The 24564-nt window shown below is 51.8% G+C and carries 17 protein-coding genes; 12 read left to right on the forward strand and 5 right to left on the reverse strand.

Going from position 1 to position 24564, the window contains the following annotated elements; translation table 11 throughout:
• Positions 1-87: 87 nt before the first annotated feature.
• A complete protein-coding gene (locus tag H6585_03170; GenBank protein MCB9447329.1) occupies positions 88-1983 on the reverse strand; it encodes an ABC-F family ATP-binding cassette domain-containing protein in 1896 nt (631 codons plus the stop codon).
• 455 nt (positions 1984-2438) lie between these two features.
• Between H6585_03170 and H6585_03175 the strand changes: the two genes are divergently transcribed.
• From H6585_03175 to H6585_03190, 4 genes are read left to right on the forward strand one after another with little or no spacing between them, the layout of a single operon-like run.
• Positions 2439-3266 (forward strand): N-acetylmuramoyl-L-alanine amidase, encoded by an 828-nt coding sequence (locus tag H6585_03175; GenBank protein ID MCB9447330.1) that lies wholly within the window; start codon positions 2439-2441, stop codon positions 3264-3266.
• A gap of 24 nt (positions 3267-3290) precedes the next feature.
• Positions 3291-3707: a hypothetical protein gene (locus H6585_03180; protein ID MCB9447331.1), complete on the forward strand. Its 417-nt coding sequence runs from the start codon at positions 3291-3293 to the stop codon at positions 3705-3707.
• On the forward strand, positions 3691-4140 hold the full coding sequence (locus H6585_03185; protein ID MCB9447332.1) for a hypothetical protein: 450 nt from the start codon (positions 3691-3693) through the stop codon (positions 4138-4140). The genes H6585_03180 and H6585_03185 overlap by 17 nt, the downstream gene beginning before the upstream one ends.
• 32 nt (positions 4141-4172) lie before the next feature.
• Positions 4173-4694 carry a hypothetical protein gene (locus tag H6585_03190; protein MCB9447333.1) on the forward strand — a complete coding sequence of 174 codons (522 nt, stop codon included), beginning with the start codon at positions 4173-4175 and terminating at the stop codon, positions 4692-4694.
• A 126-nt stretch (positions 4695-4820) separates the two neighbouring features.
• Here H6585_03190 and H6585_03195 read toward each other — a convergent pair whose 3' ends face one another.
• Positions 4821-5192: a type II toxin-antitoxin system VapC family toxin gene (locus H6585_03195; GenBank protein MCB9447334.1), complete on the reverse strand. Its 372-nt coding sequence runs from the start codon at positions 5190-5192 to the stop codon at positions 4821-4823.
• 451 nt (positions 5193-5643) lie between these two features.
• Between H6585_03195 and H6585_03200 the strand changes: the two genes are divergently transcribed.
• The 4 genes from H6585_03200 (at position 5644) to H6585_03215 (ending at position 11922) form a co-directional block, all read left to right on the forward strand.
• Positions 5644-7743 carry a S9 family peptidase gene (locus tag H6585_03200; GenBank protein ID MCB9447335.1) on the forward strand — a complete coding sequence of 700 codons (2100 nt, stop codon included), beginning with the start codon at positions 5644-5646 and terminating at the stop codon, positions 7741-7743.
• A 146-nt stretch (positions 7744-7889) separates the two neighbouring features.
• On the forward strand, positions 7890-10184 hold the full coding sequence (locus tag H6585_03205; GenBank protein MCB9447336.1) for a TonB-dependent receptor: 2295 nt from the start codon (positions 7890-7892) through the stop codon (positions 10182-10184).
• Positions 10185-10258: 74 nt separating this feature from the next.
• On the forward strand, positions 10259-11101 hold the full coding sequence (locus tag H6585_03210) for a DUF4249 family protein (GenBank protein ID MCB9447337.1): 843 nt from the start codon (positions 10259-10261) through the stop codon (positions 11099-11101).
• Positions 11101-11922 carry a TIGR02757 family protein gene (locus tag H6585_03215; protein ID MCB9447338.1) on the forward strand — a complete coding sequence of 274 codons (822 nt, stop codon included), beginning with the start codon at positions 11101-11103 and terminating at the stop codon, positions 11920-11922. The genes H6585_03210 and H6585_03215 overlap by 1 nt, the downstream gene beginning before the upstream one ends.
• On the opposite strand, the gene H6585_03220 is transcribed toward H6585_03215, so the two are convergent.
• A complete protein-coding gene (locus H6585_03220) occupies positions 11905-13467 on the reverse strand; it encodes a DUF839 domain-containing protein (GenBank protein MCB9447339.1) in 1563 nt (520 codons plus the stop codon). The two genes, H6585_03215 and H6585_03220, sit on opposite strands and share 18 nt — an antisense overlap.
• Positions 13468-13621: 154 nt before the next feature.
• Between H6585_03220 and H6585_03225 the strand changes: the two genes are divergently transcribed.
• The 4 genes from H6585_03225 to H6585_03240 all read left to right on the forward strand — a co-directional run bounded on the left by H6585_03225 (position 13622) and on the right by H6585_03240 (position 22641).
• Positions 13622-15358 (forward strand): T9SS type A sorting domain-containing protein, encoded by a 1737-nt coding sequence (locus tag H6585_03225; protein MCB9447340.1) that lies wholly within the window; start codon positions 13622-13624, stop codon positions 15356-15358.
• A 39-nt stretch (positions 15359-15397) separates the two neighbouring features.
• Complete coding sequence (locus H6585_03230) at positions 15398-16318, forward strand: hypothetical protein (protein MCB9447341.1); 921 nt, start codon at positions 15398-15400, stop codon at positions 16316-16318.
• A gap of 240 nt (positions 16319-16558) precedes the next feature.
• On the forward strand, positions 16559-20275 hold the full coding sequence (locus H6585_03235; protein MCB9447342.1) for a PKD domain-containing protein: 3717 nt from the start codon (positions 16559-16561) through the stop codon (positions 20273-20275).
• 536 nt (positions 20276-20811) lie between these two features.
• On the forward strand, positions 20812-22641 hold the full coding sequence (locus tag H6585_03240) for a right-handed parallel beta-helix repeat-containing protein (GenBank protein ID MCB9447343.1): 1830 nt from the start codon (positions 20812-20814) through the stop codon (positions 22639-22641).
• Between the two features lie 172 nt (positions 22642-22813).
• Here H6585_03240 and H6585_03245 read toward each other — a convergent pair whose 3' ends face one another.
• Together H6585_03245 and H6585_03250 are read right to left on the reverse strand one after the other, a co-directional pair.
• Positions 22814-23662 (reverse strand): dioxygenase, encoded by an 849-nt coding sequence (locus H6585_03245; GenBank protein MCB9447344.1) that lies wholly within the window; start codon positions 23660-23662, stop codon positions 22814-22816.
• A 161-nt stretch (positions 23663-23823) separates the two neighbouring features.
• Positions 23824-24552 (reverse strand): energy transducer TonB, encoded by a 729-nt coding sequence (locus H6585_03250; GenBank protein MCB9447345.1) that lies wholly within the window; start codon positions 24550-24552, stop codon positions 23824-23826.
• Between the last annotated feature and the right edge of the window lie 12 nt (positions 24553-24564).

Below are 24564 nucleotides of genomic sequence, written 5' to 3' on the forward strand. Positions count from 1 at the left end.
ATGCGATCAACAAAAATAGCCGAAAGGCAGGATAGATTGTGGTATTTTTTTGCCAAACTCCGATCGGATGTTACTGTCAACAACGTATCAGGCCAATTCGGAGAGGGTCAGCCACCGGTCTGATTTTTCGTCCAATTCCTTGTTCACAACGTCATAACGGGCGGTCAGCGACATCACCTTTTCCATGTCGCTGGCGTGGGTTTGCAGGTCGGATTCCAGTTGGCCTTTTTCTGTTTCCAATGTGGCGATGTCTTTTTCGAGCTGCATGAGTTCCCTTCGTTCCTTATAGCCCAGCTTTTTCTTTTCCTTCTGTTCAACCGGTTGGGATGCGTCTTGTGTAACCGGGGCAGGGGTTGTTCCCGGGTCTTTCCTCGCCTCTTTTTCTTCCGTTCGTGCGAGTTCGCGGTAAGACGAGTAGCTGTGGTAATAGTCTTTGATTTCTCCGTTGCCTTTGAAGACAAACAGGTGATCGGCGAGCTTGTCCATGAAGTACCGGTCGTGCGAAACGATGAGGAGGCAGCCGGGGTAGTTTTGCAGGAACTCCTCCAGGCGGGTCAGCGTGAGGATGTCGAGGTCGTTGGTGGGCTCGTCGAGGATGAGGAAATTCGGGTTGCGGATCAGCACGGTGAGCAGGTACAGCCTTCTGCGTTCGCCGCCGCTGAGTTTCGACACCGGGTTGTACTGGATGTGTGGCGGGAACATGAAATATTCCAGGAACTGGCTTGCGGAGACTTTTTTGCCGTCGGCCATGGTGATCACCTCGGCGATATCCTGCAGGACTTCAATCACCCGTTTGTCTTCTTTCAGGGCCAGTCCTTGCTGGGAATAGTATCCGAATACAATGGTTTCGCCCACGTTCACTTTTCCGGAGTCCGCCGTTTCGCTGCCGGTGATGATGTTCAGGAAGGTGCTTTTGCCCACGCCGTTCCGGCCCACGATGCCGATGTGATCTCCCTTTTTAAAGGTATAGTCGAACCCTTTCATGATCACCCGGTCGCCGTAGGACTTGTACACTTTTTTCAGCTCCAGGATTTTGCCGCCGATGCGGGTCATTTTCACTTCCAGGTTGAGTTCCTGTTTCACCTTTCCGTCGGCATGCTTGTCGGCCAGGTCATGATAGGCATCCACCCTGGATTTTGATTTGGTGCCGCGGGCTTTTGGTTGGCGGCGGATCCACTCCAGTTCTTTTTTGAGGAGCTTTCCCGCTTTTGTTTTTTCCACGCCCTGGATGGTCTCGCGTTCGTCCCGCTTTTCCAGGAAATAGGTGTAGTTGCCTTTGTGGTGGTAGATGCGTTCGTCTTCCAGTTCGATGATGTGGTTGCACACCCGGTCAAGGAAGTAGCGGTCGTGGGTGACCATGAATACGGTTACGTTGTTTTGCCCAAGGTAGTCTTCCAACCACTCGATCATGTCTACATCCAGGTGGTTGGTCGGTTCGTCAAGCAGCAACAACTGGGGTGAGTCCAGCAACGTCATGGCCAGTGCCAACCGTTTTTGTTGCCCGCCGGAGAGGGTGTCTACCTTTTGTTCCAGATCAGTGATCTCGAAGCGGGACAGGATCTGTTGCATGCGTCGGTCGTAGTCCCACGCTTCGCATTCATCCATGGCATGGGTGGCCAGCTCGAGTGCCTTTTGTGTTTGGGGGGAGTAGTCTTCGGACTGTGCTTCCAGGGCTTTATGGTAGGCCTCTATGACTTTGGTTACTTCGGTGTGCGAACCGCTGATCAGTTCGCGGATGGTGACTCCGGCCGGGAATGCTGGGGCCTGTTCAAGGTAGCCCATGCGGATGCTTTCACGCCGGAACACGCTGCCTTCGTTGGCCTGGTCTTTGCCGGCCAGGATGCGCAGCAAGGTTGATTTTCCGCTGCCGTTGTTGGCCACAAGCGCCACCTTGTCGCCCCGGTTCAAACCGAAGGTGAGGTCTTTGAACAAGGTGCGTTCACCATAATGAACGGATAGGTTTTCTGCGTAAATGTATTGCATGCTGGATTCAACAAAGGTGGGCAAAGGTACGTCAAATTGCGGGTTGAAGTATAGGTACCGGATATGTAGTTTGGGAGTTGGCTAATGAACTTCCCTGTTCACAGAAATGATCAGGGGGTGGATTGAAAAAAATTGCAGGTAAGACGAATTGCTAATCCAAATGATTTTTAACAATTCAACGGGTCGTTGACACCAGGTGTCAACAAGGGGAAGCATGGAGGGGTGTCGAAAGAAAGGATTGCTATTGTTGATTCAAAGCTGGTTACGGAAGGATGTTTTTGTCTTTCCGATAAGGTGATGTGGGCCAGGAGTGGAGCTGTGTAAAAAAGTCAAGGGATTATTGGAGGATTTGTTTGCCCTTTGGCTGACCATTTACAACTGTATACATTTGTCCGAAGGAGGGTGGAGTTGGAGAAAATCGGGAAGGCCTTCTGCATTCAAAACATACGAACATCATGGAAGTAAAAGACCACCTGCTTGCAGGCGATGCGGCCATCAAACCGCTGGTGAAATCGCCCAACGTCAGCGGCCCGTTCAAAACGGGATTGCCTGATACCATCATCATTCACTATACCGCCGGATCCAGCGCCGAGTCATCGGTTCGCAGCCTGTGCAACCCAGCGGCGAAAGCCTCCGCTCACCTTGTGGTGGGCCGCGACGGCAGCATCACCCAACTGGTGCCTTTCAACATCATCGCCTGGCATGCCGGAAAAAGCGCATATGGAGATCGTGTCGGATATAACAACTATGCCATCGGCATTGAGATCGACAACGCAGGCGTGCTCACCAAAACGGGTGATGTATACCAGGCGTGGTTCGGCCGCACTTATCCCTCCAATGAAGTGTTGTATGCCGTTCACCGTAACGAGAAATCGCCCCGCTACTGGCATACTTACACCGAGCAGCAGATCGAAGCGGTGGAAACCATTTGCCGCGCATTGATACCCGCTTACAACATCAAAACCATCCTCGGTCACGAAGAAATTTCTCCCGGCCGCAAGGTGGATCCGGGACCGGCATTTCCGCTCGACAAAATGCGTGAGCGTCTCCTGAACATCGGTGGTCGCGATGAAGACGATGCACCTGTTCTTCCGCCCGCCGGTCGCGTGAACGTGGACAAGCTGAACATCCGTTCCAAACCCGACGTGTCCGGTGATACAGTTGCCAAACCACTTGAAAAAGGTGTGAAGGTGAAGATCCTCGATAAGTCGGGCAACTGGTACAAGATCACCACCGAGATCGAAGGCTGGGTGTCGGGGCAGTTCCTCGATGCCGAATCCTGATAGGCCCGCCTTAACTGCATCCCCATGAAAAACTGGAAACCACTGCTGATCCTGATCGGAGTGATCCTCGTGCTGGGTACCATCGGTTACCTGCATGAGAAGGGATACCTGCATTTCAAATGGCAGTGGCTGACTATTCTTTTTGCAGCACTCGCTGCGCCTTATCAACTGTTCATGAAATGGCTCCGCGGTAACAAAACCGTGGATGACATCCGCAGCGAACACGATACCATTCGTCAGCAGGAGGAGGCATACCGAAAGGTTATTGAAGACCGCATACAGGAGCGGGAACAGCGCCTGGCCCTGATGCAGAAAGATGTGGAATTGCTGGATGCCAAGCTGGATCTTCTCAGGGCCAAGAAGGAAAAGGTGGATGCGGATGTACAATCATTAAGTATCGATGACAAACTCAAACAATTTCAAGATGCGTTCGGAGGCTGATAAGGTATACGGAAGGTTCGCGGGGATGGTCCTGTGTGTGGTTTTGTGGATGGGCTCCGCCGGTGCGCAAACCTACCCCCAGGTGATCCGGCCGGGAGAAACACGAACGGTGCATACAGGAAACGATACCCTGTGGATCCTCAACAACCGCCAGTTCGATCGGGCCCTTGCCGCCAAAAAGAAACTGGACATCTGCGATAGCATGATTACCATTCACGAGGCGAAGGCACAAACCTTACAACAGATGATCGCTGCGAAAGACAGCACCATTGCCGACAAGGATACACTCTACCAGCATTACCTGGAGACATGGAAAACATGCGATGCCGACCTGGAGAAAGCCCAGATCGGTCAGGTGCGCGGTCGCAAGCGTCTTAAGATTTTTACCGTCATTGGTTTCGTGGCCGGACTTGTCATCGGACTGGTGATTTAACCCATATTAACGTGATTCAAACAGATACCCTCATGCCTGCCCAAGCCCCAATCAATACACCTGCACAGGTTGTGGAAAAAGTAGTGGAAGTCGCGCAACATCCGGCCTGGTCCGGAACCACCGCCGAGTACCTGACGTGGGTATACATACCCGCCATTCTTTGGGTGATCCTGCTCGTTACACTGCTGGTTAAATTGTTCCGCAAGTACACCTTCGGCAATTGGTCACCTGAAAACCCGAACCCCTATGCCATGGAAACAATGGGCATCCCACGCGGCGCCTTTCGCGGCATCCTCACCATGAGCCTGCTGTTTGCCGTGGTGCTTTTCGAAGTGATCAACATCAAGGTGGGCGGGCAGTTTGAAACACAGGTAAGCGGACTGCTGACGGCGTTCCAGATGATGATCGCCTTCTATTTCGGTGCCAAAGTCATGCACCACATCACCAGTACCGATCGCAGCAAAACCAAGATGGTGGCCGAGAGCATTACACAAACAACCGCACCCGGTGCCGCTGCGGCAACTACATTTGACGATCCGTCTGCGGCCGGATAACCGCTGAACAATACATAGGTGGAAAGTTGGACCGTTCTGCATGAACGGCCTTCCGAACAAAAGTCCCGTACACGCGGGACTTTTTTTGTTGGATGAGGTATGCATGGATTACAAATCCGCGCCAGCTTATTTTTCGTAAAGAATGATATCCAGGGATTTTATCTTTTTAAACCCCTGGTCAGCTGTGATCAATGGAATATCAAGATAAATGGCCGTTGCGGCAATGATACAATCGGGTAATGCCAACCCAAAAGTCTGTCGGGTTTCAATGGTCAGTTGTTTAATACCTGCATTTATGTCTATAATGGTACATTGTTCCAAAGCCTTCTTGATGCCAAGTTTTTCTTTGGCCTTTAAAGTTCCAAATCCGAATAACTCCAGTTCGGTAATGAAGGATGTGTATGTGCTTTTCCCTTCAAGAAGTACCGCCAACGTCTTATCTCCGCCGAGTAGGTATAATAGTATATTGGTGTCGAGGAGAAGCTTATTACCATTCATCTCGCAGGCGCTTTTGGATTTCCACGGCGTCTTTGTTCAATTGCAGTATTCCACAAAACTTGTGCGCCTCGAATCCTTTTCGGCTTCGCTTTTTCATGTTCGTCAGCAGTTGCCTGATTTTTGATCTGCTTGTTCCTTTTTTGATGACGGTAACCATATGCCGCGCTTTTTGTGTTTGTTAAAGATAAAATAAAATCATGTAGTGTGTGGAAAGTTGGACCGTTCTGCATGAACGGCCTTCCGAACAAAAGTCCCGTACACGCGGGACTTTTTGTTGGATGAGGTATGCATGGATTACAAATCTGCGCTAGCTGCCATGAAGCCCCATTGCTGCCAAATAAGGACACCCCCGGTGCAAAAGGCTAATTGAGTAACATCATTTGTCAACTTAGTACATGTGGCCACCTTTTGTCCCCTTAATTTTATCGATCCCCTTCACCAAACTTTTATGATGATGAAAAAGCATGCGTTGATCGCCATACCCCTGTTTTTGTTTACCCTTGTCCTGCGTGCACAGCAGGACCCCAACTTGTGGCTCGAGGAAGTTGAGGGACAGAAGGCCCTGGCATTTGTTGCCGAGCAGAACAAGATCACCCTGGACAAACTGAGCAAGGTCAGGGAATACCAGCATATTTACGATCAATGCCTGGACATATACAATGCCACGGATCGAATTGAAACTCCTTCTGTTCATGGCAACTTTGTTTACAATTTCTGGAAAGACAAAGACCATGTACGCGGCATCTGGAGGCGGTCTCCAAAGGCAGCCTACCTGGCCGGAAATCCGGCATGGGAAACGCTGCTGGACCTGGATGCCATGTCGGCCAAAGACAACGTCAAGTGGGTGTTCAAGGGAGCCGACGGGTTGTATCCTGAATACAAGCGGTTCCTGGTCAGCTTGTCGAAAGGTGGTGCCGATGCCGTGGTGATCCGGGAGTTTGATGCGGATGCCAAATCGTTCGTGGAGAACGGATTTTATGTTCCGGAGGCAAAAGGCAGTGCAGCTTACCTTGATGAAAACACGGTGATCGTGTCATCGGATTTCGGCGCACATACCATGACGGCTTCCGGTTATCCCAACAACGTGAAAATCTGGAAAAGAGGCACACCCCTTACGGCTGCCACACTCATTCATCAGGGTGATACAACCGATGTGGGCTCCTGGGGGTATGCCATGCGCGACGACAAAACAACCTATGCGGTGATTCGCAGGGAGATCACCTTCTTTAGCGGACACGACTATGTTTGGCGCAACAACCAACTGACCATGGTGGATGTTCCGGAGGATGCCAACATCCGGGGTGTGTTGCAAAATCAGTTGATCGTGGACCTGAAGTCGGACTGGACCGTGGATGGCAAGACCTACAAACAGGGCGCCGTTGTGAGTCTGAACTTCACCGATCTGTTGGCCGGGAAGAAGTCGATCCGACAGGTGCTGGAACCGGATGCGTATTCAAGCGTGTCCGAGGTGGCCGTGACCAAAAACAAGTTGCTGGTGAGCATGCTGAACGATGTCAACGGTGCGCTGCATGTATACACCTTCGTCGGTGGAAACTGGAACCATACCAAGGTGGATGCACCGGCCCACGGAACCATCTCCATTGTGGGTACCGATGAATTTTCTGACCAGTACTTTTTCCAGTTCGAGAATTTTCTGACACCCACCACCTTGTTTGTAGCCAACGCCTCCGACGGAACCGTTAAACCCCTCAAGTCGCTCACCGCTTACTTTGACGCCGGCAAATACCAGGTGAACCAGATAAAGGTGAAGTCGAAAGACGGGACGGAGGTTCCTTATTTCATCGTGTCTGCAAAAGGCATGAAATACGATGGCACCAATCCCACCCTGTTGTATGCATATGGCGGATTCGAGTATTCAATCAAGCCGTCGTACTCCGGAGTTATCGGTGCCTCGTGGCTGGAAAACGGCGGTGTTTTTGTTTTGGCCAATATCCGCGGCGGAGGGGAGTATGGCCCCAAGTGGCACCTGGCAGGGATGAAGGAAAAAAGACAAAATGTATTTGACGACTTCTATGCAGTGGCGGAAGACCTGATCGCAAAGAAGGTAACATCTCCCAGTCATCTTGGCATCATGGGAGGCAGCAACGGCGGTCTGCTGATGGGCGTGGCATTCACCCAAAGACCTGATCTGTTCAATGCTGTGGTTTGCCAGGTTCCCCTGCTGGACATGCAGCGGTACAACAAACTGCTTGCCGGTGCCAGCTGGATGGGCGAATACGGAAACCCCGATATTCCCGAAGAATGGGCATACATCAAAAAGTACTCACCCTACCAGAACGTCAAGGAAGGCATGAAGTACCCGGAAGTTTTCTTTTATACCTCCACACGTGACGACCGCGTGCATCCCGGCCATGCCAGGAAAATGGTGGCCAAAATGATGAGCATGGGTTACCCAGTTTACTATTATGAGAATACAGAAGGCGGTCACGCAGGCTCCTCCACCAATGAGCAACGTGCCCAGTCATCGGCCATGACCTATTCTTATCTGTTGCTAAAACTGGATACCAAAGATGCAGGTACCGGCGAATGATGCCGGGATGCAAGGATGACAAATGCTGACACCCTAACCTAGCCGGCGGGCATGGATGAAGACCTCCGTGCCCGCCGGTTTTTTTTGTTACCCCACCTTATACTTTTCACCATTCGGGTGCGTGTTATTTCCCATACCTTTGGTAAATGATTGCAGCCTTCCGTTTACTTGCTTGTGCGACTGTGCTGGTGATTCCGACAATACCGGTGCGGGCGCAAACACATTCCGTAAGCGGGTATGTAACCGATAAGGAAAGCGGTGAAGCATTGATTGGTGCCGCCGTATACATCAGGGGAACCAGCGTGGGCGCAGCCACCAATGTATATGGTTACTATGCGCTGGCGCTTCCGGACAGCACGTGCGAACTGGTTTGTACCTACATCGGTTATCAACCTATCACTACCGGAAGACTACAACCTGACCGTGATTCCACCCTCAGCTTCGCACTTGCCCCGGCAACCATGTCACTGAATACCGTGGTGATCGAGGCCAAACGGAAAGAGCCGGAAGAACAGCATGCACAGTCGTCATTGAGTGCCACCAAGGTGGTGGTGAAGGACCTCGATAAAATACCTGCCATCGGAGGTGAAGTGGATGTGATCAAGGTTGCTCAGCTGATGCCTGGTGTTACCAAAGGCATCGACGGAAGCGCCGCTATGTTTGTCAGGGGTGGCGACGGTGACCAGAACCTGATTCTTCTGGACGGCGCAACCGTATACAACGCATCCCACCTGTTTGGTTTTTTCTCGGTATTCAATCCTGATGCCCTGCATGACATTTCCCTGGTCAAGGCTGGATTTCCGGCAGAATACGGCGGCCGTCTTTCATCTGTTCTGGATATCCGGATGAAGGAAGGAAACAGCGAACACTTTCATGCCGACGGTGGTGTGGGACTGTTGTCTTCCCGTCTCACCCTGCAGGGCCCCATCAAAAAAGGAAAGGCATCGTTCCTGTTTGCCGGGAGAAGAACCTATATCGACCAGGTCCTTAAAACCATCCAGAAAGGCGATCCCTTGCCCTACTATTTTTATGATGTCAACGCCAAGATGAACTGGAAGCTGACCGATAAGGACAGGATCTTCCTGAGCACTTTCTCGGGAAACGATGTGTTGCGTTTCAAGGCCGATGTGGAGGATGACCTGTTCAATTTCCGCTTCCTGCTGGGAAATGTAACTGCCACCGCCCGCTGGAACCACGTGTATGGCAAACGGCTTTTTTCAAATGTATCACTCATCCATTCCCAGTTTCACTACGACGTGTCAGGTGTCTTTTCCGATAACCACATCCTGATTAAGTCTACCATCACCGACTACCAGGCCAAGGCCGACTTTGAATACTTTCACCGGCCATGGAGCCACATCAAGTTCGGTAGTACCTACTATAACCACAGGTTCAGGCCCAATGTGATCAGCACCACCGGTGATATATCTTCTACCTATGAATCCAGGCAAGGAAATCTCATCTCTACCTATGAAGGGGCCATGTATGTCCAGCATGAACGGAAGTTAGGAACGCGTGCTTCTGTGAATTATGGGTTGCGCTACTCAGCCACCCAGACCCAGCATTCGGTGTATGACGGACTGGAACCCAGGTTCGCCCTTTCCGTGAAGGTGGGTGATAACCATGTAGTGACCACCAGTTATACCCACATGAAACAGTATATGCACCTGGTGTCGAGTTCATCCATTGCATTGCCAACCGATTTGTGGTACCCGGTTACTGACAGGGTGCCGCCACAGTCGGCCGACCAGGTGGCGCTGGGCACTGAAAAGAAATGGAAAGATGGCATGTTTGTGTTCGGACTGGAAACCTACTATAAGGAAATGCAGTCGCTCATCGAATACCGCGAAGGTGCACAGGTGATATTGAACGACAACTACGAAGATGAATTGATCCGTGGTCGCGGGGTTGCTTACGGTACCGAGTTGATGCTGCGCAAGAACAAAGGCAGGTTCAGCGGATGGATCAGCTACAGCCTGTCGTGGACACGCAGGTATTTCGATGAACTGAACGACGGGGAGCCGTTCTTCGCCAAATATGATCGGAGGCATAACCTTGCGGTGGTCGGTAACTACCAATTCTCCGAAAGGATCGGGTTGTCGGCCGTTTGGGTGTATGCTTCCGGCGCATGGTTTACGCCCCTCACCGGGCAGTTTCTCATGCCCAACGCTTCGTTGTCAAACATTGATCTGCTGCCCATCTATTCAGGCAAGAATGCATCCCGCTTCCCGGATTCGCACCGCATGGACATGAACCTCGTGATTCGCAACAAACCCGGCAAGAAGTTTGAAAGCGCATGGTTCATCGGTGGGTACAACCTGTACAACCGCACACAGCCGTTCCTTACGGAAATACAGAAAAAGGAAGACGGAACGGTGCACTATGTGGCCCGCGGTTTGTTCGGTTTCATTCCATCCGTTGCATACAACTTCAGGTTCTGATGAGGCATTCGCATACATATCACTTGCTCTTTCAATCCCGCTTGCACTTGCTGTATGCTGTTGCCGTATGCTGTATGCTCTTGCTCTCCTCCTGCATCCCCGATCCCCTGGAGATTGCCGTGGAAGAGCACCAGCCCCGGCCGGTGGTGGCGTCCCAGATCATTCCGGATAAAGAGCTGGTGGTGGCCCTGACCCGGAGTTTCAGTCCGCTCTCGGATCCCATCGTTGACGGACAGGTGTCGCAGGCATTCCTGGATAAGATCCTGATCTCGGATGCATGGGTTACGATCAGCTACCTGGGTCGCACAGACACCCTCCATATGGTGAGCCCCGGGATCTATGCGAGTGACCTCAGCCTGGTGTATGACTACGGCACCTATGAGCTGCATGCGAAGGATCCCGTGTCCGGACAAGAGATTTCAGCTACATCCACCATGCTTCCTCGCGTGAATTTCGACACGGTGTTTCCGGGTGTGGTGCGCACGCCGGACGATACGATCATCACCGTGCATTATTCCATCGAAGACGACCCCACGGTGCCCAACTGGTACCTGGTCGGGTTTTACAAAAGATCGGATCCGTCGGTGGGAACCAACCTCGACATCACCGACTACTTCGGCGACGGTGCCAATCAGCTCAGCGAGGTGGAACTTATATCGGATCAGTTGTTTGAGGATGGAAAGTACACGGCATCCAAAGTGCTTGAAGGGGTTTCCGGACAGGACACCATTGCCGTGGTACTCTCCAACATCAGCGAAGGATATTTCGAGTTCCTCCACGCGTTCAAGAAGTCGGGTAACATCCTGAACCAGCTCACGGGGGAACCGATCAATTATCCCACAAACGTGACCAATGGGTACGGGTATTTCAATACGCACAATCCGGATGCACACGTGTTTGACCTGAAAGCCTATTGATGAAAACTGCTCGCAAACAACAGCCTGTTGACACCGAGGAGCTTCGGGCATACCTTGATCGCAAGGTGGAGCAATTCAACCGCCCGGATTTCATCGCAGATGATCCCGTATGCATTCCCCACATGTTCACCCGGAAAGAAGATATCGAGATAGCAGGCTTCTTTGCAGCTACACTGGCATGGGGGAGAAGACCGGCCATCATTGCCAGTGGTGAGAAGCTGATGCAATTGATGGGCATGGCGCCATTCGACTATGTGATGCAGGCCCGTGATCCCGACCTGGAACGCCTCGATGATTTCGTTCACCGCACGTTCAATGCCAACGATGCCCGCTGTTTTGTGAAGGCATTGCGGCATATGTATTTGCATGAGGGCGGATTGGAACATGTGTTTGCACAGGGAGCGGATACAGGCGATATGGGGGTAGCCATCCACCGATTCCGAAAGGTGTTTTTCTCTCAGTCCCATGCCCTGCGTTGCGAGAAGCATGTGTCGGATCCCATGCGCAACAGTGCTGCCAAACGCATCAATATGTTTCTCAGGTGGATGGTTCGCAGGGATAAAGGCGGTGTTGATTTCGGCCTGTGGCACTCGGTTTCACCTTCCATGCTCATGTGTCCGCTGGACGTACATTCCGGAACCGTGGCCCGGATGCTGGGCTTGTTAAATCGGAAGCAGAACGACTGGCAGGCGGTGGAGGAACTGACCGCAAACCTCAGGAAGTTCGATGCCAGTGATCCGGTGCGGTATGATTTCGCATTGTTCGGAACCGGCGTGAACCGTGAAGAACGTTGGCCGGGTGCGTTACGAGAGTCCCTGTAATTTGTTCAAAGCTTCACCGTAAATGGCCACCACGGCCGGTTTGGGCGTGGCGGTGCCGCCATCCGGCCAATGACTGATCGGGTTGTCGGCGGAAGGGGATTTCTCTCCCGGGTGCTGTACGCTCAGGAAAAGGGTTTTGCCGTCGGGTGTGAAACACGGACCGCTCAGCTCCGCACCCATCGGACCGTTCACCACGCGGATCGGTTTGCCGGCATCCGCACCATGGCGCGGCACTACGAAGAGGCTGTTGTTCCCGAAACTTGTGTAGGGTTCTTTGTGCAGGGCGCTGCCACCCACATCACACGTGAACCAGAGGTTGCCGGCCGTGTCGAAGGCCAGGTTGTCTGGGCAGGCGAATCCTGTTTCTTCGCCTCCCGTGAGAAAGGTCTCGTGGGTGAAATGCAGGCTGTCGTACCGGTTCCCTTCCTCCTTGATCTTGAGGATGGAGCCAAAGTGATTGCCCTTGGGAACGTTGTTGGTGAGCGCCACCAGGATATGGCCAGTCAGCGGATCTTTTTCAATGTCTTCCGGGCGGTCGAGGGGGGTGCCGCCAACGATGGATGCGGATTTCCGCAACCGGATCAGTGCTTCGGTTTGAGTGCCGAACTGTAGTTTGAGTGCCTCGGATTGTTCAATATCAATCGGAATCCACCGGCCTTGTTCCATGTTGGCTACATAAAGGGTGCCTTCCGACAAGGATCGGGGTTTGGAACCGATGAATTTATAGAGGCATTCATTTTCCTTGTCGTCTCCCGAATATACCACCACGCGTCCGTCTTCCAGTTCCACTACGGTGGCGCATTCGTGGGCGCAGCGACCGAGCGCCACATGTTTTTGGGCTTCGCCGGTGGCAGGGTTTACCTCTACCACCCATCCGTAATGTTCGGTGGGGTAGGGTTTGTGGAGGTGCCATTGGTACATGCCGGGTTCCAGCGGAGCGTCGAGGCTTTCTCGTTCTCCGTAGTAGTCGTCATAGTTTTCTTCGCAAGTGAGCACCGTGTTCCAGGGTGTTATACCGCCGGCACAATTGCCCAGGGTGCCAATGGCATCCATGCTGTTTGCAATGGGTTCATGCCAATGAAAAGGTATGTGTGTGTTGGCATCCAGGCGGCGGTTGACGGGATCATCGGAAACGAAGGTCCAATGCCCGTTTTTTTTCTTTAAACGGAGGATGGAACCTCCCACCACTTCCATTTCCTTTTCCACCTGCTCCAGGGTTTTGGGTGTGCCCTTCACATAACCTGAGACGAACATCGGATCCATGTATTCGTGGTTCACCCAGAGTGTGGCCTCGTCGGCGCTTTTGCCTGGAAAGAATGCGATGTAATCGTTGTTGTAACCGAACGTGCGCTTTGCGTTGATCGGATCGCCATATTTGATCAGCACCTGGAAATCGAGTCCTTCTGCCAACGTCAGTGCATCCATATCGGAAGGGTTCAGGCTCTTGATGGTAAACGGAGCCGGATAGGCCCACGACCATTTGGGTGCAAGGGCTGCACCGATGGTACCGGCGCCCAGAAAGGAAATGAATGTCCTGCGTTCCATGATTCAAATCTATGGAGTTGTTGTGAAATGTGTGTGAAATTTGTCAATTTGTATGTAGCTGTGGCTTTATTTCAAAATGAAAAGATTGAATCTCATATCCGTGTTTGTCTGCATAAGCCTGATGATTTATGCGAAAACAAACAGATACAGGCTCATGTTGCGGGATGATCCTGCAACTACGATTGTTATCGGTTGGGAGCAGGTATCCGGTGATAGTCCGGTGGTATATTATGGCACCATCGACTACGGAACGAACTATGCTTTATATCCTTCCGGTCAAGCACCGGATCGTGCTGTTGCATATGGAGGGATGAACAATCAGTATGTGCGCTTAAAAGGTCTTGTGCCGAACACAGCCTACTATTTCGTGATCCACGATACCGAAGGCACGAGCGAACGGTTCTGGTTCAAAACGGCGCCGTCTGACCCCAGTGCACGTCTTTCGTTCATTGCCGGTGGGGATTCTCGAAACAATCGGGCTCCTCGTCAGCAGGCTAACAAGCTCGTGGCCAAGTTGCGTCCGCACGCCGTGTTTTTCGGTGGTGACATGACGGCTGATGGTACCGATGTGGAATGGAAGGATTGGATGGACGATTGGCAACTTACCATCGGTATTGACGGCAGGATGGTCCCCATAGTGGCGGCCCGCGGTAACCATGAGACATCCAACTCCATCATAACAAACTTGTTTGATGTACCCGATTCCAACATTTATTATGCACTTACATTTGCAGGTGGTTTAATCCGTTGCTATACACTCAATACAGAGATTTCTATTTCGGGTACGCAAACCTCGTGGCTTTCCAGCGATCTTGCTGCAAACGCATCGGTTGCATGGAAGATGGCCCAGTATCACAAACCCATGCGTCCACATACCAGTGTAAAACCTGAAGGTTTCAGTCAGTACAGCAGTTGGGCGCAAATGTTCTACGATCAGGGTGTGCGTTTGGTGGTGGAGTGTGATGCGCATACGGTGAAAACCACGTGGCCCATTATGCCATCCGTTGCCATTGGAAGTGAAGAGGGATTTGTTAGGGAAGATGAGAAAGGGACGGTTTATACCGGGGAAGGATGTTGGGGTGCTCCCTTGCGTTTAAATGACGACGCCAAATCATGGACACGCAACAGTGGAATCTTTAATCAATTCAAATGGATTTTTGTAAGTGCAGACACCATTGAACTGCGCACCATTGATGTGAACAATGCTGATCAGGTAGGAACGGTAAGTGACAACAATGTCTTCTTGCCACCTGTCAATCTCAATATCTGGCATCCGGGGAACGGTGCGGTAACCTACATTGTTCAACCCAATCTGGCTCCGGTGGTTTCTTTAACTACACCAGCCAATGGAGATGTTTTTCCATCGGTTCAACCCATTGTGCTGGCGGCCACCGCAACCGATCCCGATGGTACCGTGAAGCAGGTGGAGTTTTTTGTGGATGGAAATTCAGTGAACATGGATGCCGTTGCACCCTATTCGTTTTCATGGCTGCCCGTTGCCAGTGGAATGTACACTGTTCATGCTTCGGCAACCGATAACGCCGGTGCCATTACCGATACTCCGCCAGCATCGATTGTTGTGGGTGCATTTTCCGGAACCGGGTATAGGCAATCTACGGCACCTGAACTTGACATTGCCATCAGGCCGAATCCTGCTCACACGTCAGTTCAAATCATTGTTACCGAGAACAGCCTACAACTGACGGAAGAAGCATGGTTAAGCATATTTGATGTTACCGGTCAACCGGTGTTATCAAAAAAGGTAACTGTGAGCCATGGCACAAGGGGCTTTTTATTGAATGTGTCTGCTTTGAAGGCAGGGCAATACCTGTTGAAGCTGGATATGGGAGAACAAACCATTTACAAAAGGTTTATTAAATACAATGAATGAAACGTGCACGGGTGGTCTGGTTATATGAAACATCGTGACGTGGAATGTCAAAGCAGTCCGGCTCACCATTCGGGAAGTCAGTTCATCGCCATACTGAAGGTAGCATGCTTTTTCGTTTTTGCGGGTCGTGCGTGGCAGCACCTGGTGTGGGATGCGCCTTTCCGTGCCCTGTTGTGGGATCAGCGTCTGATGGAGGGGGTGGTTACTTTCCTTACGGGAGCGGATTGGAACAGTTATGTAACGAACCCGGCGGTTGATCGGGGAATTCAAATCATGATCAGGTGCGCCGGTTGGTTTTATGTGGTGGCTGCATTGTGTGTATGGTTGGTAAGGAAGGATCGCAAGTGGATGGGATGGGTGCTATGGGGTGGTGCTTTTCTGCTGGTGTTTTTGTCTTTTCTCGAGTGCAAGGAACGGGCCTTTCAGTTGGGTGTGATGCTCGAGCATGTGATCCAGATCGCATGTCCGGTTTTGTTATGGGCTTGGGTGTTTGGTAAGGTAACACTAGGGCGTTGGATGTTGTATGCCCGGCTTGCAATCGCCGCAACGTTTATCGGACATGGTTTGTATGCGGTAGGGTTTTATCCTCAGCCGGGTGGTTTTGTAGACATGCTCATACATGTGTTCGGCATGTCAGAACCCGCTGCACGGTCTTTCCTGCAGGTGGCAGCATGTATGGATTTCATCGTGGGCATTGCGATCTTTTTTTCACAGGTTGCAGGACCATTCTTGTTATACGCGGTGGGTTGGGGGTTGCTGACGGCTTTTGCGCGCATCGCCGCGAACTTCTATGTTGATTTTTTCTGGGAAAGCATCAACCAGTATGCCTTCGAAGTAATGGTGCGTTTGTCGCACGGACTTCTGCCTTTGGTCCTGTATTCCTTCATGCGATCTGCATTTAAAAAATCAGCAGGTACTGGCCATGGATATGGTAGCCAACAAGAGGGAGCCACATGTTGAAGGCATATTTTGAGAAGTTGGTGAAGGAGGGGTGAAGTGTGTTTGATCGAAATTTAATTTCGATTCTTGAAAGCTATTCTCCTAGTGATCAAAATAAAATTGCGTTTTAGGTTTGCATTCCCTACATTGCATCTCGTGTAAGTGTAGTGACTTTCTTTTGGTGGAAATGATGCCAGGTTATATTGTGTAGGGTTATGTCCGACCACATCCTGTCTCATGGCGCTTTTTAAAACTCTTCGTATGAAATTCAGGCCCCTCCCCGCGGTTGTGCTGGCGGTCTTTACCTGCATGGTTCTGATCGTTGGTAAGTATAAAAGTAGATCCGATGCTGATCTGGTACGTCCGCAGCTGATGGATATTGGTCATCCCGGTGAATATGGTCCCGAGGATGAGAATGAAAACAACCCCGACAAGAACAGGTCATGGACGCCGGAAGAAGCGCAGCATTACAAGGCTGAATTCGAAAAGGTACGTAACTCCCTCGCACAGCTTTCTGCACGGCGGGTATCCGAAGTGCAAGGCAGCTATGCCGGTGGTGCGCTCGGTGGAAACTGGGTTTGTCGTGGCCCTTACAACATGCCGGGAACTTTCTATTATACCGAAATGGATGAAGGAACCGACACTGTGTATGCCGTCACCAACGGTCACTATGGCGGTGTGCAGTTCATCTGGAAAGGTACCCTTACAGGTGATGACTGGACCCTCATCAATCCCAAACACCCCGCACGTTTTGAAGACCTCATTGTGTTGCCCAAAGGTATCGGTCGCCGTGTGATCGCTGCATACGAGAACGGTGGTATCATGTATTCCGACAACAGCGGTAAGACATGGAGCAATGCAACCGGACTCCCGTCTTCACTTAAAAGCACCATCGTGAACCGGCAAGACAACAACGTGATCTATGCGACCGATGGAAAGAAAGTATATAAGTCCACCGATACCGGTGCATCCTTTTCCGAGTTCCAGACCATCGGTTCATCCGCCAGCAATGCCCGGTTGTATTCACCGCGGTGGAGCAGCCAGCCCAATGCATCCTCCGTATACCTTGCCGTGGATGCGAAGTTCTTCAAACTGAACAGCCAGAAAACTTCTTTCGACCAGGTGGGAAGTCCCACCACCGGCGGTCGCATCGGCATTGGTGGCGACAGCCGGAAATTGTGGATCACCCTGAACAACAAGAAATGGTATGTGAGCACCAATGACGGTCAGACCTGGACCTACCAACATACAACCAGCGTTTATTACAATGACATAGGTGACGACATGGATGCAGGTCACTACCCCGGCGTGAGCCCGGAGGATCCGAACATCCTCATCGGTGGGTACACCATTCCGCTCACCACACGCGATGCCGGCGTAACCACCAACTACGAAGCCAACAAGTATTGGGGGTATTATCAGAACTCTGTGGGCAATGATCCGAAGGTGCGTACCAATTACCATCCCGATTTCCAGGGCAACCAGTTTTTCTATGATAAGGATGGAAAGCTGATGACGCTCCGGTCATCCGACGGCGGTGTGTTTATCTCATACAACGAGTGGACAAAGACCAGCTATCCCAACAAAAGCGACATCGACGGGGTGTACTACAACATCTCCCTTTTCGATAAACCCACGCAGGAAACCTACCGCGGCGGTTTCATCTACGGTGCAAAAAACATCGATGACATGACCACAGGTACACAGGATCAGGGCTGGCAGAACACCCGCCTGAACAGCTACGGCAACGACCTCCTTTCCTGGGACCAGGTAGGTGGAGGAGACGGTCCGTGTTGCATTACCGGTGACGGCCTCATCGGATGGAGGTACGAATATTTCGGGGAAGGTGTGTTCAGCCGCATTCAATTGTACAATGGCACCACATACAAAGGACTCAGCGGGACCAGCAAAAGTTCTTCTTCCTATGACTTCAACGGCGGATATTACTTCACGCCGTCGGTAGGCGACTGGAACAACGGAGACCGGATATGGGTGCTCAGCCGCACACTCCGTCGCATGGAATACAACACCGGCACGCAGCAATTCTCCGACCTGGAACAGGATCCTGCCAACTCAGGTGATTATGTACAAGGCCTCGCGCAGTCGCATGTGAACCCAGATGTGGTGTACCTGCTGCAGGATGGTCGGGTATTCAAATCAACCAACCGCGGAACATCGTGGAGCGAGATCGCCGGACAATCGGCAACGGGCATGTCGGGTTCCAGTCAGAACAAAGGCATGGGGTGGAGTTCGCCCAACGATGAAAAGATCGTGCTTTTCGCTTCCCAATCCGGCACATCGGTGAAGACCATCCTCTCTAAAGACGGTGGCGTCACCTGGAAGAATGTGACCGGCAGCGGTGCCAACTATTTTCCTTCTGCAGAAGTGAATGGCATGGCGGGCATGTCTGACGGGTCGATGGTATTTGCATCCACCAACATGGGACCGTATGTGTTCAATGTGGCTGAAGAGAAATGGTATCCGCTGGCAACCGATGACGACGTGCCGGTATTCTGGGGCCAGATCGTTTACTGTGTGAAGTACGGCAGCCAGGAAGTGGCCAGGTTCTCTACGTGGGGGCAGGGCATCTGGGATTTCAATATCAACGCGATCACCGCCAGCTTTACAGCCAGCACCACACGCAGCTGCGACGGCATGGTCAGCTTTACCGATCAATCCACCGGCGCCACCAACTGGTCGTGGGATTTCGGTGACGGCGGTTCATCCTCCACGCAAAACCCCACGCATACCTATACCAGCAATGGAACCTATACGGTTAAGCTAACGGTTGACAATGGTTCCGGCAGCTCAGACCAAACCACGCAGCAGGTGGATGTATACATCATGTCGGTACCCACCGCGAATGGTGTGACCATTTGCAGTGGTGATAGCGCCGCGCTGAATGCATCCGGGAGCACCGGTGTGTTTGAATGGTACGATGACGGGGGCGGCAACAACAGGGTGGGAGAGGGCACCACCTGGGTCACTCCGGCCTTGACCGCCAGTCAAACGTATTATGTATGTGCAAAGGAGAATGTAGCGTCGGGCCATGTGGGGCCCGCAGATACGTTGATCGGAACGGGCGGTATGCACCAGTCGGCCGGTTACGGATTGCTGTTTGATGCGCTTCAGCCGTTCAGGTTGAAATCGGTATATGTATATGCAGGATCTGCCGGTGAACGCGCGTTCACGGTGAAGGATGGCAACGGCGGAAATGTGATCGCGTCCGGAACCGTGAACCTACATGTCGGAGGGCAACGGGTTTTACTCGACTTAGACATACCCCAGGGCGCCGGCAGGTTCCTGCAAATTACAAGCGACACGATTGACCTGTACAGAAACACCACCGGTGGCGCATTCCCGTATTCGTATGGAGGTTTGGTATCCATCACCGGAACCAATGCACCCAGCGTCGACTACTACTATTACTTCTATGATTGGGAAGTGGAAGCCGAAGCGTGTCGCAGCGACCTGGTGCCTGTGCAGGTGACGGTGAACCCGGGCCCCGGCAAGCCGGTGGTAACCGAGTCGAACAACATACTTACGTCAAGCGTCAGCGGTACCACGTACCAGTGGTACCTGAACGGGCAACCCATTTCCGGGGCCAATGCGCAAACGTGTACGCCCTTGGCCGACGGAGATTACACGGTGGAGGTAACGGGCGCGAACGGATGTTCAGACGTTTCGGATATCTATCATTATGTGTACACCGGCATTCCGTCTGCTATGGAGAATGGCGGAATCCGGGTGTTCCCGAACCCGGGCAACGGTGTGTTTGTGATTTCGTCTTCACAAAACCTGTCATCCGCTACCTTGGATGTGATGGACCACAGCGGAAGGAAGATCCGTTCATTGGGCAATGGTGATCTGCAGAAGGGTATGTTCAACGTGGATCTCACCATGTTGCCGGCAGGTATCTACTTTGTGGTGCTGAGGTCAGAAGGAACGGTGTGGAGCGGACGGTTGGTGAAAAATTGAGCCCTCCTTCGTTTCACTTCGGCGGGCAAGCATACTGTGTACAGCAACAGCATACAGCAAGAGCATACAGTTGTTCCGGCAATCCTGATCCATCGTTTTTGAACGGAGTCGTGAAACGTCTTAGCGATTCGGTTGGACCCAAATATATGCTTGCTCTTAAGATTGTAAAGTCGTCTTAAAGAATGATGGTTCTCATTTAAGAAAATGTAAAAAAACTTAAATAGTGAACGAGCTTAATGAAGATTGTGATCAATTGTTTTAATAACAACAGATGGCTTAGCTGCGCCTACCGGAGTCAAACTTTCTGTAAAAACCCGTTAAACGCCTCTACGATTCGCTTGGGAGTGGGTACTGTATGCTGTATGCTCTTGCTGTATGCTGTATGCTCTTGCTGTATCCTGTCATCTCCCTTTCGTGAACCCAATCCTTCCCTTCATACATTCCTGCTTTTTCCTTCCGGATTATCCCGTATATTGATGGGGTTGCATCTATAGTTCCATCCTTTACCTATTGAAAGTTTCAGACATTAGAACGGTATGAAAAAGCTCTGTCTATGTATCCTGTCGGTTGTGCTCCTGCAGTTGGCGCACGCCACCAACTACTATTTCTCCGAAAGTCAGGGGAATGATAACTGGTCGGGTCTTCTGCCTTATCCCGATGGCAATGGCGATGGCCCGAAACGATCGCTCCCGTCAGCATCCAACCTGTTGAATGCAACTGCCGCTCCCGGAGACACTGTCTTCTTCCTGCGCGGTGATACCTGGTCGGGATCAACCGCTGATCTCACCCTGGCCACCTGTGCCGGTACACCTGGCAATCCAATTGTGATTGATGCGTATGGAAGCGGCGCCAAACCCGTATTCGACAAAACCTCAACCGGTAACGTGATTACGGTGCGCGGATCGGGTACACAAGGTGCGGAAAGCGCATACCTGGTGATACGGAACATCCACGTAACCACCACCGCAACTCCGGGCAACCGGCCGGTTGGTCTCTACGTGAACGAATCCTTTTATACTTACCTGCCCCATCACATCACGTTCGACGGAATGGAAGTGACCGGACTCGCTGCCGGCGTTATCCTGTATACCCACGACAACAGCCTGCTGAATTCTTATGTGGCAGAGAACTATAACATCGCACCCGAGACAGGCCACAGTCAAGGCGTATATATACAAGGTGAGAACATGACGATCTCTGGAAACCACCTTGTGAACAATGGTAAGCCCGATTCTTGGTTCGACTGGCACCTGTACCTGGCGCATGGTGAAAATTACACGGTGGAGAACAATGAGATCGAAGGTCATGTGGCTGGTATCAAGGTGAGAACCGTTACCCATGCCGTGATTCGTGGCAATGAACTACATGACTTTTACCTGACAGGCATCAGTGCCGGTGGCGACAGCGACTACGGCGAGTCCGACATCCTGATCGAGAACAATGTCATCTACCACACCGTAGACGGGATCACCATCAAGGACCAAAGCGGGGGCGGACAGATCGGTGTGGATTCGCTCGTGATCCGGAACAACATTCTTTACAGCAATGTGGAGCAGACCGTCACCAGTCTTGGGGATGGATACCCTGGTTATATCGGCATCTCTGATTATCCGGCTACGCGGGTGTATATCTATAACAACCTGTTATATGATATTACAGTGAAGAATGCATTGAATGTGGATGCCGGTAGCCTCACGAATGTGTATGTCAAGAATAATATTTTCAATCGCTCCGATGCGCAATCACCGATGGTGTACATGCGCGGAGCTGCACTCAGTGCAACGGAACTGGATGCCAATCTTTACCATTGCAGCAGCTGCGACCTGTTCCGGATTGATAACAGCACCTATGGCAATCTTACTCAGTTCACCACTGCCTATACGGGTCAGGAAAGCATGGGGCAGGAAGGTGACCCGCAGTTGATGAACCCTCCGGTGGACTTCCATCTGACCATGGCCAGCACCCTGGCGATCGACAAAGGTGCGGATGCAACCGGCATCTGTGACCTGGACTTTGACGGGGTGACCCGTCCGCTGGATGGTGACAATGCAGGCGGTGCACAGTGGGACATCGGTCCGTATGAATACATGGTGAATGTGAACAATGGGTCATTGCCCGAACGGGAAGAATACGTACTGACCATGTATCCGAACCCTGCTTCTGGCCAGGTGACCTTCCGTTTCAGAACAGCATCGGACGGACAATTGCAGGTATTCAATTCCCTGGGTGCGCTGGTATTGGATGTGCCGGTTGCTCCCGGTCAGAAGGCGTATCACTGGCATGAGACCGGTTGCGCGGCGGGTATCTATGTAGTGCAGCTGATCACTGAAAGTGGTGTGCAAAGAGAGAAGCTGGTGGTGGAGTGAGCCCTCCTTCGTTTCACTTCGGCGGGCAAGCATACAGCATACAGCATACAGCATACAGCAAATGTACTTCTTCCAACTAAAAACATAAAAGTGTTTCACGGATCGGTTATGGGATGATCGATCAGGGACGACGTATCTACTGTATGCTCTTGCTGTATGCCGTTGCAGTTTCTCATCCGATCAAAAAACTTCTTTCACTGAACGCCGGAATGGTGGGTGGTGATTCATAAAAGTACCGGATCTCGTCGCCGGGATCCATCAGGCCCAGGCTATAGAGCACCGGCACATAATGATCAGGCGTGGGTGCGGCCAGCTTGCCCAGGGTGTGGCTGTTCTCGTAATCAATGATGTTGTTGAGGTTGCGCTGGTCGATCTGTTGCTTGATCCACGCATCGTATTCTGCTTCCCATCCGTACGGCGTCATGTCGTTTTTCATCATCTTTTGTCCGGCCAGTTTCAGGTTGTGGATGAGCGATCCGCTACCGATGATCAGCACGCCTTTCTCGCGAAGCGATTTGAGTTGCCTGCCCAATTCGTAGTGGTACTCCGGTTTGGCGTAGTAGTCGATGCTCATCTGGAACACCGGGATGCTGGCATTTGGAAAGAGATGCATCAGCATGGGCCATGCGCCGTGGTCAAGGCCCCATTCGGGTGTTTCTGTGATGGACGGTACGATCTTCTTCACTTCATGCGCGATCGCCGGTGCGCCATGGGCTTTGTAGAAAACCTCATAGTATTCTTTCGGGAAGCCGTAGTAATCGAAGATCTGTTCTTGTTCCGGGGAGATGTTCACGTATGTGCCTCGGGTGCACCAGTGCGCGGAAACGATCAGGGCGGCTTTTACATCAAACTTGTTTTTCAGGGTTTGTCCGAGTTCGAAAAGCGCGTTCCAGAAGGGGCGCTCATCACGCGATAGGGGGATGTCCATCGGGTTGCCATGGGAGGTGAACAGCACCGGCATTTTTTGTCCCTGTCGTGGCAGGGTGTCGGTGAATTTTTTGAAGTTGCTGAGGGTGCTCATGGAGGAAAGGTAAGAAAATCAGCAACTGCATATGGCAACAGTATACAGGTGGATCTGTCGTCCCGGGTCAACGGTCATTGAAAGGATCCGTGAAACGCCATTCAGATTCGGTTGGAGGAAGCCTTCTCGCACTTGCCCTTGCCCTTGCTGTATGCTGTTATTCAGCATCCTTTCCCGCTATCCGCGCTCACCACAAACTCTTCCTTCACTTTTACCCCGCGCGCATCCCGGGCCGGTTTCCAGCCTTTCATGTTCCGGATGGCGTTGAGAAACAGGTCGTCTATTTCCCGTGATCCGGATGACTGCTGGATCCGGGCATCGCTGACCACGCCGTTCTCGTTCACCATGAACCGGGCCGACATCCGCTCCAGGGCGATCAGCCATACGCGATCCACGACTTGATCGGAGCAGTTCCGTTTGAAGTAGGCTTCCATCTGTTGCTGATCCCCGGTAAATTCCGCTTCTGTTTCGGGTGCCAACGTAACGTAGTTATGCATGTTTACTTCCTCCGGTTTTCCCGTCACCGGGTTCTTGTGGGAGCACAACGCATCAACCACGATGTCGCTGCCGTAGCCGATTTTCCGGAGCAGATTCTTTTGTTCCTCCGTGAGTACATCATTCCTGCTTTTGGCTGTCAGCGTTTGACCGTTCACGGTAACCGTGATCTGTACGCTCCGATAGTCAGCAATCCAACTGTCGGGATAAAAGGGGATGAAATCTCCCAACCGTTCCGCCCTTTCCAACTGATCCTTTTTCACCCGGTGTGCTTGGGTGTCGCGCAGGTTGTAACGCAATTCGCCTGGAGCCTGCGGAAACTCGTATTTGAAGTTCTGACCGGAACAGGTGGATACCAGGAATAACAGGAGCAATGTGGCAGGAATGGTTTTCATAACGGTTGATTT

Source organism: Flavobacteriales bacterium (genome assembly GCA_020635855.1).
In the GTDB taxonomy this organism is placed as follows: Bacteria; Bacteroidota; Bacteroidia; order JACJYZ01; family JACJYZ01; genus JACJYZ01.